The following is a 13,885-nucleotide window of genomic DNA, read 5'->3' as shown; positions in this document are numbered from 1 at the left end:
GCGGGCCACCCCGATCCAGGGAGAACTGCCATGCATGAACACCCATCCAGCCTGGGTTTTGGCCTGGGCTTGCGCAGCCAGTACCACCAGGAGGTTCTCGAACGACAGCCGACGGTTGACTGGTTCGAGGTGATCTCTGAGAACTACCTGGTAGGCGGTGGCAAGCCGCTCTACTACCTGGATGCCATTGCCGAGCGCTATCCGCTGGTGATGCACGGGGTGTCGCTGTCCATTGGTGGCCCGCACCCGCTGGACCGCGATCATCTGCTGCAGTTGAAGGCACTTGCCCAGCGCATCGGGCCCCGCTGGGTCTCTGATCATCTTTGCTGGAGCCGTGGCAACGCCCACCAGCTCCATGACTTGCTGCCGCTGCCCTTCACCGAGGAGAGCCTGGCCCATGTGGCCGAACGGGTCCGGCAGGTGCAGGACATGCTGGGCCGGCCGCTGGTGCTGGAGAACGTTTCCAGTTACCTGCGCTGTACCGACAGCGAGATGAGCGAATGGGAATTCCTCGCCGCCCTGGTGGACCTCAGCGGCTGCGAACTGCTGTTGGATGTGAACAACGTGTACGTCAGCGCGCGTAACCAGGGATTCGAACCCTGGGACTTCATCCGCGCACTGCCGAAAACCGCCATCCGCCAGTTGCACCTGGCCGGTCATAGCGACTACGGCCACTACCTGATCGATACCCACGATGCACCGATCTGTGATCCGGTCTGGCAGCTCTACCAGCGCACCCTTGAACACCTGGGGCCGGTGGCCACCCTGCTGGAGCGTGACGACCACCTGCCGCCCCTGGACGAGCTGCTGGCCGAGTTGGGAAAAGCGCGGGAACTGGCTGACGTCACCCTGGGAAAGGAGGTGGTATGCGCCTGAGCGAATTTCAGCAGCGCTTCGAGGCCTACCTGCTGGATGAATGCGACACAGCCGACCCCGAACTGCTTGGCGCCATTCGAGGCGGCCCGGAACTGGGGGCGCTGGAAGGGCTGAAGATCTACCACCACGCCTACCGTGCACGACTGGTAGACGCCCTGCGTGGCGACTACCCGACGCTGCATCACTGGCTCGGCGACGGTGAGTTCGAAGCCCTGGCCCACGCTTACCTGCGTGCCCATCCGTCGCGGCATTTCAGCCTGCGCTGGCTGGGGGCGAGTCTCGCCGATTTCATCGAGTCCTGGCTGGTGCCGGATCAGTCCGCGCCCCTGGCCGAGCTGGCGCGGCTGGAATGGGCCTTCACCCTGGCCTTCGATGCCCCGGCGGATGAGCCGCTGACCCTGGAGCAGATGGCGCATTTGCCTGCTGAAGACTGGCCCGAGCTGCAACTGGCTTTGGTGCCCAGTGTGCAGCGGGTGCCTTGTCGGCATAACAGCCTGGCCCTGTGGCGGGCGGTGAAGGATGGCCGCGAATTCCCTGTCAGCGAGCTGCTGGAGCGACCCGAACTGTGCCTGGTCTGGCGCCAGGGGCTGGTGGGGCAATACCGCAGCCTTGCCGAGGAAGAGGGCCATGCATTGCTGGGCATAGTGGCGCAGGGCTGGAGCTTTGCCGGCCTGTGCGCGGAACTCGGCGATCCGATGCTGGCGGCTGGCTGGCTGAAATTGTGGATAAGTGAGGGGGTGGTCAGGCGCGCAGGCTGAGTCTGGCGCCGTCCGACCGGCTTTTCCTAGAGTTCGACGCCCAGTCCGAAGCGCTTCTTCAGCACCCGCTCCAGCACGCCTCTTGGCACCCAGCGCGCCAGCAGCGGCAGGGCGCGGCTGCCGTTGCCGATGCGCACCAGCGTCGGACGCGGCTTGCGTTGAACGGCAGCGAGCAAGGTACGGGCGAAGTCCGTGGCTGAAGTGGGGTTGTCCTGGGACGCGCGGGCGCGGGCGCGAATGCCTTCGCGCACCGGCCACCAGGGGGAGTCCTCGGCGATCAGGGCTTCGGCTTCGCGGGTGGCGTTGGCGCCGAAGCTGGAGGCGATGGCGCCGGGCTGCACTTCCATCAGTTCGATGCCGAAGGGTGACAGCTCCAGGCGCAGGGCATCGGAAAGGGCGTGCACCGCTGCCTTCGAAGCGCAGTAAGCGCCGGCAAAGGGGGTAATCAGAACGCCGGAGACGCTGCCGATGTTCACCACCAGGCCGCGGCGCTTACGCAGCAGCGGGAAACAGGCGCGGGTCACATCCACCAGGGCGAAGACGTTGGTATCGAACTGCTTGCGCAGGGCTTCGACGCCACCGTCCAGCAGCGGCCCCATGGCGCCATAGCCGGCATTGTTCACCAGCACATCGAGGCCGCCGTCCTCCCGTTGCAGTCGTTCGGCCAGGGCCGCCACGGCAGCTTGGTCATTCACGTCCAGTTCAATGGCGATGAAGCCGGCGGCTTCCAGTTCGGCAAGATCCCGTGGTTTGCGGGCGGTGGCCCAGACGCTGTAGCCAGCCGCCTTGAAAGCGTCGGCCAGGGCGCGGCCGATGCCGCTGGAGCAGCCGGTGATCAGGGCGGTGGGAGTGGGCATGGCGAGTCCTTGTGCGCGGAATGTTGGGGAAACGGGGGCGGGCGTGATCTCCCTCACCCCCGGCCCCTCTCCCGGAGGGAGAGGGGAGCATTACTCAGTCGACAAATGTGCCACGCAGATTGGTGGCGCGAAACTCCAGCGATTGGGCGCGATAACCCTGGCGAATGGGCGGCAGGGCGAGGCAGTCCTGCCATTGGGCGCCGGGTTGCAGCTCGGTAGGGCCGAGGTAGCGTGGATGGTCGTAGCTGGGCTGGGCCAGGTTGATGGCGTCACCGGGGCGGAAGGCCTGCAGCTGCCAGGCAAAGTCACGCAGTACGGCATCGGCTCCATTGCGCACGGAGATGGCCAGGGGCCGATCGGCTGGGCAGCGGTCGTCGAGGCGGAGCTGGATTTCCAGGCGGGCGAAGCGCCGCTCTTCCGCGCGCTCCTGCCACAGCACCCAGGCGGCCACCAGGCCCAGGCCGGCCACAGCGGCCATTGAGATCGGCAGTGCCTTGGCCGGGTAGCGCAGCAGCAGGATGAGCCAGGTCAGTATCAGAACGATGCCAATCAGCATGGGAAAACCTCCTTGAGGCCTACCATGCTAACAAGAGTGTCCATGTCCGCCGAGGGCGATGTAGGGGCGAGCTTGCTCGCGAAAGGTTGCCCCTTCGCCAGCAAGCTGGCTCCCAGGGGTCAGCGGGCGATGCTGTGCACAGTGGCCGACTGCGGGGCGCGGCCGTAGACGTCATCCAGACGCTCGATATCGTCCTCGCCGAGGTAGCTGCCCGACTGCACTTCGATGATCTCCAGCGGGATCTTGCCCGGATTGGCCAGGCGGTGCACCGAGGCGATCGGGATGTAGGTCGACTGGTTTTCGGTGAGCAGGAACACCTTGTCGTCGCAGGTCACCTGGGCGGTGCCGGATACCACGATCCAGTGCTCGGCGCGGTGGTGGTGCATCTGCAGCGAAAGCTGCGCGCCGGGTTTGACGGTGATGTGCTTGACCTGGAAGCGGCCACCCATGTCCACCGAATCGTACGAGCCCCAGGGGCGGTATACGGCGCAGTGATTCTGGGTTTCGCTGCGGCCGTCGGCGTCCAGCTTGTTCACCAGTTTCTTCACGTCCTGCACGCGGTCCTTGTGGGCGATCATCATCGCGTCCTTGGTCTCGACCACGACCACGTCGTCCAGGCCGATCACCGACACCAGCTTGCCGTTGCCATGCACCAGGCAGTTGTGGCTGTCCTGCACCACCACATCGCCCTTGGTGACGTTGCCGTCGGCATCCTTCTCATGCACGTCCCAGATCGAGCTCCAGCTGCCCACGTCGTTCCAGCCGGCATCGAGAGGCACCACGCAGGCGCGGGCGGTCTTCTCCATCACCGCGTAGTCGATGGAGTTGTCCGGGCAGCAGGCGAAGGTGGCCGAGTCGATGCTCACCGCTATGCCGTCACGCTTGCTGCGTTCCAGGGCCAGCAGGCAGGTGTCGTAGATATCCACCTCGTGGTGCTTGAGCTCCTCCAGGAAGCGGCTGGCGCGGAACAGGAACATGCCGCTGTTCCAGAAGTAGTCGCCGGACGCGACGTATTGGCGCGCCAGTTCTTCGTTCGGTTTCTCGACGAATTCGGCGACGCGGCTGATGCCTTCCGGCAGCACGTTGTCGGACTTGCTGCGGATGTAGCCGTAGCCGGTTTCCGGGCGCTCGGCGGGTACGCCGAAGAGCACCATCTCGCCCTTGTCGGCGGCGCTGGCGGCCAGTGCCAGGGCCTTCTGGAAGGCAAGCGGGTCGCGCAGCACATGGTCAGCCGGGAGCACCAGCATCAGCTCGTCGCGGCCCTCGGCGACCAGTTGCATGGCGGCGATGGCCACGGCTGGCGCGGTGTTACGGCCGAAGGGCTCCAGCAGCATGGCTTGCGGCTGCAGGCCGATGGCATCGAGCTGCTCCTGCACGATGAAGCGGTGATCCTGGTTGGCCACCAGCACGGCCGGTTGCATGCCTTCGAAGTCCAGGCGCTGCAGGGTTTGCTGGAACAGGGTCTGTTCGCCGGTGAGGGCGAGGAACTGCTTGGGATACTGCTTGCGCGAAAGAGGCCAGAGGCGAGAGCCGCTACCGCCAGAGAGGATCACGGGAATCATGGTGTTTCTCCTAGAACTGTCATGGGTTGAGGCGCTGCTTCCATCGATCACATTTCGTTGGCCTGGCCGCGTGTCCACCGTGTCGGCTGGTGGTGGGCTGAAGCCCACCCTGCGCGGAGCGATCCCTTCGGATCGACTTGGCCATTTCTTTCCCGCCCTCTGCGGGGCAGGTAGGTACCGGCGTGGTTCAACCCGCGCCGGTTGTCACTTCGTTGCGGCTCAGGACTCCACCGGGCGCTTGACCCAGACCGGAGAGAGCTTGCCGCCGTTGCCGGTGATGTAGAGGCAGACCACCTCGCCGCGCTGCAGGGAGACGGGCTTGAGGTCGCTGACTTTCTTGTCGCCGTCGAACAGGGCGAGGCCGACTTTCACCGGGTTGATCTCGCGCTCGCCGCGGCCTTGCGGGGCGACGTCCTCGACCACCGGGGTCTTGCCGTCGGCGGTCTTCAGGGTGAGCTTGGCGTCGGACAGGTTCTGCACGCGCAGCAGGGCTTTCTGCTTGTTCCTGAAGGGGGGCTCTTCGACCAGTTGCGGGTTCTGGCCAGTCTGGTTGACCAGGGTGTAGTAGCGGTCGGCCTCCAGCTTCACCGAGAGGCTGCTGCCGCCCACCTGGGCGCTGTAGTTGCCGGCCGGGAGGAACTTGAAGTCGCTGGAGCCCAGTGGCGGGACGTCGGTCAGCGCGGTATTGCCGACGTTGACGCTGAGCTCGCTGCTGCCAGCGTTGTAAGCGCGGACGAAGGCGGACCCCTTGGGTGCCTGCGGGCCGTACAGGCCGCCTTCATCGGCCTGGGCCTGCAGCGCGCCGAGACCCAGCACCAGGGCGCAGGCATAAGACGTCCAGCTGCGGTTGTTCTGTCGGTTCATGAGGTGTACCTCCATCTTCTCTCTTGATCGGGCCGCTGACGGCCCTGCGTTCCCCTTGCGGGGGATTTCTCAGTTGCTCGAGCGCGAGGCCAGGCGTTCACTGGTGCCTGTGCCCTTGCGCAGGCCGGCGACCCATTCGGGGTCGAATTCGGACAGGTCGCTCAGCATCGGCAGGTAGCGTTCCGGGAACTCCCAGATCACCAACTGCGGCGGGGCATCCTTCAGCTCGTCACTCTTGAGGTACTTGAGCATTGGCAGGATCGGCCCATGGCCGTCCTCGGCGTGGTTGACCAGGTCACGCTGCAGGGCCTGGCGCAGGGCTCCGGCGAAGTTCCACTTGTCGTTGGCGCTGTAGCTGGTGCCGACCAGCACCACGGGCACTTCGCTTTCGGCGAACAGGGCATCGGCGCCGGCGTCGCCCGCGTCGTCGTTGCGAGTGGCGCGCTTCTGCAACTGGTCCGGCGCCGGCATCAGGTTTTCGAACAGCGGGTCCAGCGGCAGGAAGCGCGTCAGGTCGCCCTTGTAGGTATCCACGCCCTCGGCTTCGGTCACGTACTGCTGCGGCGTGCCGCGCAGGGTCATGGCCTGGCCAACGGCTTGTCCCAGGCGGCCGGCGACCACTTCGGCGCCCAGCGGCGTCCAGTGGGTGTCGGTGCGCAGGAAGACCTGGCCCTGATTCTTGGCGTCTTCGAGGGTGGCAAGCAGGTCGGGGGCGATGATTCCGGCCTTGCGCGCTGCGCCGCGGAAGCGCTCGTAGAGGTCCTGACGCAGGGCGGAGGGGGTGGCTTCGCCGACATACTCGGGATAGAGGCGCGACTTAGCCGGGACGATGGCCAGCATCAGCTCCACGTTGTGTCGCGCCAGCTCGTCGCGAACGCCCTGGATCAGCGCCAGGTTATCGCGCATGTGGCGGCTGCCATCGGCGACCGGGTCGAACTCTTCATCCGAGAAGAGCCAGCCGTCCTGGCCAATGACCACGCCCTGGCGGCCTTCGCCGAACAGCTTGTAGTCCGCCAGGGCCCAGAGGTTGGTGCCCAGCTGCTTGACCGGGAATTCCTCGTCGTAGCGCTTCTCGAAGGCCAGGGCCAGCTTGCCGTCCAGCACGCTGGTTTCCTTGGCTACGGAAAAGCCGAAAACCACGCGCATGGACCACAGGCAGAGGGCCAACAGCAGGCCGCAGAACAACAGGATGTAGAGCAGGTTCAGGGTTCTGTTCATGGTCGGCTCCACTCAGAACTGGAAGTACAGGAAGGGCGAGAAACTCTGCGCCGAGAGCTTCAGCACCGAGGCGGCGAACAGCAGGAGCACGGCAGCATGGAAGGCCAGGGCGCCAACCTGCAGGCGAGCACGGGGCAGGGCGGCGCTACCGTCGGCATTGATGGCGATGCCGTCGTCGTCTTCGCGGGCACGGGCCTTGGGCGCGCCGGCCAGCGGCTGGGCGTAGAACTGGCGGATACCGCAGATGGCCAGCACCCCATAGGCCAGCACCAGGGTGGCGATTTGCAGGCTGGTGAGCTGGGCGCGGTTGAGCTCGGAAAGCTGCCAGTCACCGAAGCTGAACATAGCGGCGTACATGCGCCAGGCGACGTCCAGGTTTTCGGCGCGGAAGATCACCCAGCCGATCACCACCAGCAGGAAGGTGAAGGCCCACTTCAGCGGGTTGATCGCCCGTGGCGCGGCGTTCACGCCCAGGGCGCGCTCGATGGCCAGCCAGGCACCGTGCCAGGCGCCCCAGATGATGTAGGTGAAGTTGGCGCCGTGCCACAGGCCACCCAGCAGCATGGTGAGGAACAGGTTGCGGTAGGTCTGGAAGGTGCTTCCACGGTTGCCGCCCAGGCTGATGTACAGGTAGTCGCGCAGCCAGGTGGAGAGGCTGATGTGCCAGCGCCGCCAGAACTCGGTGATGGACTGGCTGATGTAGGGCTGGTTGAAGTTCTCCATGAAGCGGAAGCCCATCATCAGGCCAAGGCCAATGGCCATGTCGCTGTAGCCGGAGAAGTCGAAGTACAACTGCGCGGTGTAGGCCAGCGCGCCGAGCCAGGCGTCCCCCGTGGTCGGGTCGGACAGGGCGAAGCAGTGGTCGGCGATGGGCGCGATGCTGTCGGCGATGAAGACCTTCTTGATGAAGCCCTGCATGAAGCGCGTGCAGCCCTCGGCGAACTTGTCCACCGTGTGGGTACGGTGGTTGAACTGGTCCACCAGGTCCTTGAAGCGCAGCACCGGGCCGGCGATCAGGTGCGGGAAGATCGCCACGAAGGCCGCGAAGTCCACCAGGTTGCGGGTGGCCGGCGTATCGCCGCGGTACACGTCGATGATGTAGCTGATCGACTCGAAGACGTAGAAGGAGATCCCGATCGGCAGCAGGATGTGCGTGAGCACGAAGGGCTCCATGCCGAAGGAGGCGATGATGGCGTTGAGGCTGTCGACGCCGAAGTTGGCGTACTTGAAGTAGCCGAGGACGCAGAGGTCCACCGCCACGCCGAGGAGCAGCCATTTCTGCGCTGTTTTCGTGCGCACGCCGGCCGCGCCGATGCGCAGGCCGATCCAGTAGTTGAACACCGTCACCGCAGCGAACAGTGCCAGGAAGTCGATGCGCCACCAGGCGTAGAAGATGTAGCTGGCGACCAGCAACAGCAGGTTTCGATAGCGTGTCCCGACCAGGTAGTACAAGCCGAGGAAAATCGGCAGGAACAGGAACAGGAACACGTTGGAAGAAAAGACCATCCGAGTCTCTCCAGTGAACGTTTGATTTCAGTCCCGCCACGTTGGGCGGGGGCGTTTTTGCGCCCCTCTCCCGGCCAGGGGGAGAGGGGTTGTCGCTAACTCCCACCCTCCTTCTTTGGATGGAACACCTGGGTCACATCCCCGCCGAGGCGGAAGGTCTTGTAGGGGCCCATCTCGACCTTCCACGCGAGGGTTTTGGCTGAGCAGGCGTAGAGCGAGCACCAGGGTTCGAGCCAGGAGAACTTGGCGTGCTTTTTCAGCTCGCTCATGTCCTGGTCGTCGCCGGTTTTATCAATGAAGGCTTCCTGGTCATTCACGCCGGCGATGACGTTCTCGCCAAGGCGGCGCAGGGCACCGTCGTTCTCTTCGCGCAGGTCCACGCCGTTGGCCTGGGCGAAGCTGGCGACCATGGCGAGCGGCGGCAGGCTGTAGTTGTGATAGGCCAGCGCGCGTTGCTTGCGCTTGAGTTCGTTGGGCAGGAAACCGTCCTGGTCCACTTGGCCGGCTGCCACGCGGAACTGCGCCACCGACCAGTCGAAGAGATCCTGGCGGTTGGTCGCCACGGCGGAGGCCATCACCGACCAGGCGGCCCAGTAGGAGTGGTTGTTGATCTTCTTCAGTGGCAGGCCGTTCCAGTCATGCACCACCTGATCGGCCAGGCGCGAGAACCAGGACTCGATCACCTGGGTCTGGGCGCGGTAGGGCGCCAGCGGCTGCGATTCGGAGAACTTCAGGTGCAGGTAAGCCGAGGCCATGCTGCCCAGCGCCCATTTGCGCATCGACTTGCCGGTGTGGTTGTACTCCGTGCTCAGCAGGGCGTTGGCCTGGGCCCAGTTGCCCAGCCACTGCAGGGTGCATTCGAGCTGGGTGCGCTGACCCTTGCGCATGTATTCCATGACCATCTTGCTGACGCCGCGCTCCATCTCGGTGATGGCGGCGGTCTTCTCGCGGAAGGCTTTCTCCGCCGTCGGATTGAGCGTGGCGCGGGCCTTGTCGGAGCCCTCGTACTTGCTGCGGAACTCCAGTTTGGCGGTGTAGGGCGCGGGTGGCGACTTGCAGCTGCCAGCGGATTTGGCGTCGATATCCACAGGGGCGTAGTAGCCCTTGGGCGGCACCAGGTCGGCGGCGTGGCTTTGCCCTGCGAGCAGGATGCCGGCGAAGAGGGGAGCGATCAGCCAGGGTCGTTTCATGGATTCCTCCTTCCTCATTCGGCCGTGGCCGTGAGGTTGTCCCCGCCCTTGCCGGGACGTGCGCAGACGCTCACCTCGACGCTGAGGTCCTGGGGCGTCTGTTCGGGGCTGTGGATTTCCAGGGCGAGCAGGTTCAGGTCGGCCCAGTCCGGGTCGTTGCGCAGCTCGAAGACGTAGCGGCCGCCGGTGTCGACGCGGTCGCTCTGTTCCAGCTTGAAGTTCTCGCGGCGGCCGTTGAGGTACCAGATGGTGGCCTTGGACTCGTGCACCGACGGGTCGCTGAAGGTCAGGTCCACCTGGTAGTCGCGCCCGCGCAGGTCACGCAGGGCCGAGCCCTTGCCGTTGACCAGCACTTCGTTGGCGCCGGGGCGCAGCTTCATCCTGTTCTTAAGCGCCACCGGACGGCCCTCGCAGCCGTTGTTCACCAGGGGCACCGCCTGTCGGTAGAAACTCTTCTGCGCCATGTCGTAGTGGGTGGCGAACTCCCAGATCAGCACCTTGGGCGGGTTCTCGTGGAACTCCTTGCTGCTCATGTACTGCAGCAGGGCACTGTCGAAGCCGCCGCCGCTGACCGCCATGTTGAGTACTTCGGCGCCGCTGTGCTGCTGCAGGAAGCCGGCAAAGTTGTAGGCCGGGCCGCTGTTACTGGTGCCTACCAGGGTGACCTGCGGATTGGACTCATCGCCGAACAGGCTGTCGCCGCCGTCGCCTGCCGCTTCGGTCTCGAAGCGGTCGACGTACTGGGTGGCGTAGCTGGTGCCGCAGAGCTGGCCGGCGGTCTTGTGCAGGGTGCCGGCCTTGGGCAGCAGGCCGACCACCTTGCTCTGGAAGTCCTTCTTCGGGATGTCGTTGAAGCCGGGGATCTGCTTCAGGGTTTCGGCCACCAGCTTGGCGGTTCGCTCGGCGCCGGCCGGCGTCCAGTGGTGGTCCGCCTTGAAGTAGTAGTCGGTGCCCACGCCCTGCTCATCGAACAGTGGCGAGAGGTCGGTGGCCCAGATACCGGCCTTGCGGAACTGCTCCACGGCGGCGAGATAGTTCTTCTTCGCCAGGTCGTAGTTGAAGTGGCGCTTCTCTTCCGGTGTGAGTTTCTCGCGATTGATCAGGCCACGGGTGGGCTGGTAGACCACCATCAGCTCGACGCCCTTGGCCTTCAGCGCATCGCGCAGGCGGCGGAACTGGCTCCAGCCATAAGGCGTGGTGCCGAAGTCGGTACGCAGGTCGTACTGGGTCCGGAACAACCAGTCGTCCTGACCCTGCACGAGGGTGGTGAAGAAGCTCAGGTACTTGGTGTTGTAGGTGGCCGGGTTCTGCGCCACGGCGCAGAGCGGACCGGTGCGTTGCACGCTGTATTCGGGTGCCGCTTGAGCACCCTGGGCGGCGGCCAGCAGGGCGGCGGCCAGGGCGGAGGGGGTGAACCAGTAGCGGGAAAGTCTTTGCATGATCTCGTACCTCAATCCTGGAGTTCGGCCTGGCTTTCGACGGGGTCGATCAGCACCGCCTGCTTGCGGCGCACCATCAGGTCGAGGATTTCGTCCTGCTTTTCGCCGAGGATGCCGGCGAAGCTGATGCCGGTGGATTTGCTCGGGGCGAGCAGCTCCACGCGGTACAGCTCGACCGACAGGGGCGAGTCGATGGAGAGGGGGCTGGAACCGTTGCCGGCGAGTTTGCCGCCCACCAGGATCATCGAGACCTTGGTATCGAAGGGGTCGAGTTCGATGTTCCGGTCGGTGTCGGAGAGGTCCTTGATGTGGCCGTACACGCCGGTCAGGCCGTTGGCTGCCGAGAGGTTTTCGTACAGGCGGATGTTCACGCTGTTGCGCACGCGGATGCCGTGGCGCTGGTTGCTGAGGATCTTGTTGCCCCAGAGCAGGTTGTTCGAGCTTTCGTAGATCGTGATGCCGTCGGCGTGGTTCTGGTACACCTCGTTCCAGGCCACGAGATTGTTCACCGAGTTACGGTCGATCACGATGCCCGAGAGCTTGTTGTCGTAGCTCTTGTTGTGGACGATCCAGCTGTCGTCCACCTCACGGGAAATGATGATGCCGTGCTTCTTCCTGGTCCCGTGCACGGTGTTGTGCGCGATGATCAGACCGTGGGATCGGTCGTGCGGGTCGATGCCGTAGACGATGTTGTCGCGGTAGGTGTTGCCCTTGATGACCACATCCGCCGCTTCGAAGCAGTAGAAGCCGTACCAGTGGTCGACGAACTCCGAGTCCAGCAGCCAGCCGGTGGGGGCCGGGCGCTTCAGGCGCGCGGCCTGGCCCGGGGTGTACTGGGTGATGGAGACGCCGTAGGACTTGGAGTTGTCGTAGCCCAGGCTGGTGACCTTGCTGCCGACGATATACAGCTCGCTGCCACCCCAGGACACCAGGAACGGGCGGAACTCCTCGGGCTTGCGGAACCAGGCGGGGGATTTGTCCTTTTCACGCCAGGCGGTGAGCTGGCTGCCGGTGATGAACAGCTTGCCGTCGTTGACCAGGAAGGCGCCGCGTTCCTGCGAGAGGCGGAAGTCCTTGGTTTCCTTGCCGATCTGCAGGCTCGCACCCTGGGCCACCACGACGGGCAGGCGGGCAATGTAGACGCCCGGCTCGGTCTCGCTGAACTGGCTGTCCGGCAGGGCTTTCGCCAGGTCCGCCGGGGTCACGTAACCGCCCTCGACGAAGATCGCCTGGGGCATGCCTTGCTGGCGCTTGACCCATTCACGCAGACGCTCGTCGCCGCCGATGAAGTCCTTCAGTGCGTCTTGCTGGAGCATGCGCCTGACCACCACGCGGCCGCGGGTGTTGCGATCGATCTTCGCTTCCACCGCCGCCAGGGTGTAGCCGGACAAATCCGGCAGTTTCGGCGTCTCCAGATGCAGCTGCTCCACCGGCGCGGTGGACACCGTGTAGTTCTTGATCGGCTTCAGTTCCTGGGTCAGCTCCGCGCCCTGGACCCAGGGCGCGGCCATCTGCAGGGCGCCGAGCATGACACCGCCCACCAGCAATGTGGTTCCCATGCCACGTTTCATGGCTGTTCCTCCGTTGCGCCGGATGTCCATCAGAAGCGCCAGATGAAATCGACGAAGGCGCGGTGCATCAGCGAGTCGGTGCCGCTGCCATAGGCATCGCCCGGCTTGAACACGCCGCCACGCAAACGCACCAGGGCAGAGCGCTCGTCCAGGTGTTCGGCCATGGAGGCGGGCAGCAGGCCCTGTTTGAAGTACTTGGTGACCACCAGGTCCATCTCCTGGCCGATGTCTTTCTCGCCGTCTTCCAGCGGCGCGATGATTCCGCTCTGGCCGACGTCCTGGTTGTCGTCCACGCGCCAGAAACGGTGGTAGACGACGCTCGCGTCGTAGTCCTCGCCCAACTGCCAGGAGGTGAAGGCGGTCGCCACTTGCAGGTTGCTCAATTCGCCACGGAAGGCTTCGCCGAAGCGGTGCATGCGGGCTTCGGTACCGGTGAAGTTGGAGCGGTTGCTCTCCAGCCCGGTCTGGCGGAATTGCTCGGAGCTGTCGTCATCGCCACCACCGCTGCCGCGGGCATAGGCACCGCCGACCTTCCACTGGTCATCGATGTTCCAGCGCAGGCCGAGGTCGATCGCCCAGGCGTCCACATCGACATTGCGTGAGCCGGCGGCGAGGGTCTGGTCGCCCACGGCTGACTGCTGCAGTTCGTCCACATCGCCGGTCAGCCAGGTGGCCTGCGCCCAGTAGTTCAGGGGTTGCGTGGAGCGGCGATCGAAGAAGCCGCCATCGGCTTCCAGGCCCAGCCAGGTCAGGTCGCCGGTGGTGCGTTTATCCAGTTCATCGACTTCTTCGCCCACGTTGGGCAAGTCGCCGTTGTCGCGGCTGTGGTGCAGCTTGGCGCCGACCCAGTGGCCTGGGCGCCATTGGGTGGAAATGTCGCCGAAGAAGTGTTGGCGATCTTCGTCTTCCGGGGCCAGTTCGTCGATGTCGGTGCGGTACTCGCTGAAGCGCTCGGCGACGCCGGCATGGGCGCGCAGCAGGGTGGTGTCGAAGCTCCAGCGCAAGGCTTCGATGTTGGTGTCCCACCAGGTGCCTTCCTCGCTGCGCACGCGCTGGCGGCCGAAGCGCAGGTGCTCACCCGGGTAAGCGGTGAGGCCGCCGTAGTCGACCCAGAACTCGCGCATCGCCAGGTAGCTCTTGTCCGGCTCGCGGCCATTGTTGCGCTGGCCGGCGTCGGCTTCGATGTCGCCGGACTCCAGGGTGTCCGTTTCGACGATATCGGTGGCGGTGACCGCCTGGCCCATGGCGAAGGCGCTCCAGTCGCCACGTTCGCCATAGACCCAGGGACGCAGGTCGAGACCGATGCCGTTGACATCGCCCCCGTCGCGGGTGCCGAGGTCACGGTCGTCTTCCGACTGGGCGGTGATCTTCACGTCCAGGCCGAAATTCCTGCCCTCGGGCTGGGCGGCGTGGGCGATGCCCGCGGCCAGCAGGGACAGGCCCAGGCCGGCGCGAATCCAGGGTTTGGTGTTCATCGTCAGTACGTGT

Annotated in this window: 12 protein-coding genes; 2 read left to right on the top strand and 10 right to left on the bottom strand. The window is 65.1% G+C overall.

All coding sequences use genetic code 11. The annotated features are described in order from the left end of the window. The first annotated feature begins 30 nt into the window (after positions 1-30). A complete protein-coding gene (gene bufB, locus G559_RS0112945) occupies positions 31-876 on the top strand; it encodes an MNIO family bufferin maturase (protein WP_028628620.1) in 846 nt (281 codons plus the stop codon). Beyond that, positions 867-1,634, top strand: coding sequence for an HvfC/BufC N-terminal domain-containing protein (locus G559_RS0112940; RefSeq protein ID WP_028628619.1), 768 nt, complete (start codon positions 867-869; stop codon positions 1,632-1,634). Before bufB ends, G559_RS0112940 begins: the two co-directional genes overlap by 10 nt. A 26-nt stretch (positions 1,635-1,660) precedes the next feature. Here G559_RS0112940 and G559_RS0112935 read toward each other — a convergent pair whose 3' ends face one another. The 10 genes from G559_RS0112935 to G559_RS0112890 all read right to left on the bottom strand — a co-directional run bounded on the left by G559_RS0112935 (position 1,661) and on the right by G559_RS0112890 (position 13,872). Further along, positions 1,661-2,491 carry an SDR family oxidoreductase gene (locus tag G559_RS0112935; RefSeq protein WP_028628618.1) on the bottom strand — a complete coding sequence of 277 codons (831 nt, stop codon included), beginning with the start codon at positions 2,489-2,491 and terminating at the stop codon, positions 1,661-1,663. 94 nt (positions 2,492-2,585) lie between these two features. Next, positions 2,586-3,047, bottom strand: coding sequence for a hypothetical protein (locus G559_RS0112930; protein ID WP_028628617.1), 462 nt, complete (start codon positions 3,045-3,047; stop codon positions 2,586-2,588). Between the two features lie 119 nt (positions 3,048-3,166). Further along, entirely contained in the window at positions 3,167-4,609 is a 1,443-nt protein-coding gene (locus G559_RS0112925) for a mannose-1-phosphate guanylyltransferase/mannose-6-phosphate isomerase (protein ID WP_028628616.1), read from the bottom strand. 219 nt (positions 4,610-4,828) lie between these two features. Further along, the gene (locus G559_RS0112920) at positions 4,829-5,473 is read right to left on the bottom strand and encodes an alginate O-acetyltransferase AlgF (RefSeq protein WP_028628615.1); all 645 of its coding nucleotides are present in this window, start codon (positions 5,471-5,473) and stop codon (positions 4,829-4,831) included. 69 nt (positions 5,474-5,542) lie between these two features. After that, entirely contained in the window at positions 5,543-6,691 is a 1,149-nt protein-coding gene (locus G559_RS0112915) for an alginate O-acetyltransferase (RefSeq protein ID WP_028628614.1), read from the bottom strand. Between the two features lie 12 nt (positions 6,692-6,703). Beyond that, on the bottom strand, positions 6,704-8,197 hold the full coding sequence (locus G559_RS0112910) for an MBOAT family O-acyltransferase (protein ID WP_028628613.1): 1,494 nt from the start codon (positions 8,195-8,197) through the stop codon (positions 6,704-6,706). A 95-nt stretch (positions 8,198-8,292) separates the two neighbouring features. Next, a complete protein-coding gene (locus G559_RS0112905) occupies positions 8,293-9,387 on the bottom strand; it encodes a mannuronate-specific alginate lyase (RefSeq protein WP_028628612.1) in 1,095 nt (364 codons plus the stop codon). A gap of 14 nt (positions 9,388-9,401) precedes the next feature. Beyond that, positions 9,402-10,826, bottom strand: coding sequence for an alginate O-acetyltransferase AlgX-related protein (locus G559_RS0112900; RefSeq protein ID WP_028628611.1), 1,425 nt, complete (start codon positions 10,824-10,826; stop codon positions 9,402-9,404). Between the two features lie 11 nt (positions 10,827-10,837). Next, positions 10,838-12,355 (bottom strand): mannuronan 5-epimerase AlgG, encoded by a 1,518-nt coding sequence (algG, locus tag G559_RS0112895; protein WP_371926369.1) that lies wholly within the window; start codon positions 12,353-12,355, stop codon positions 10,838-10,840. A 71-nt stretch (positions 12,356-12,426) separates the two neighbouring features. Beyond that, positions 12,427-13,872 (bottom strand): alginate export family protein, encoded by a 1,446-nt coding sequence (locus G559_RS0112890; protein ID WP_028628609.1) that lies wholly within the window; start codon positions 13,870-13,872, stop codon positions 12,427-12,429. Positions 13,873-13,885: the final 13 nt, after the last annotated feature.

Source organism: Metapseudomonas resinovorans DSM 21078, assembly GCF_000423545.1.
GTDB lineage: Bacteria > Pseudomonadota > Gammaproteobacteria > Pseudomonadales > Pseudomonadaceae > Metapseudomonas > Metapseudomonas resinovorans.
Note: the sequence above shows the minus strand (reverse complement) of the source record. Positions and strands in the feature narration are given on the sequence as shown.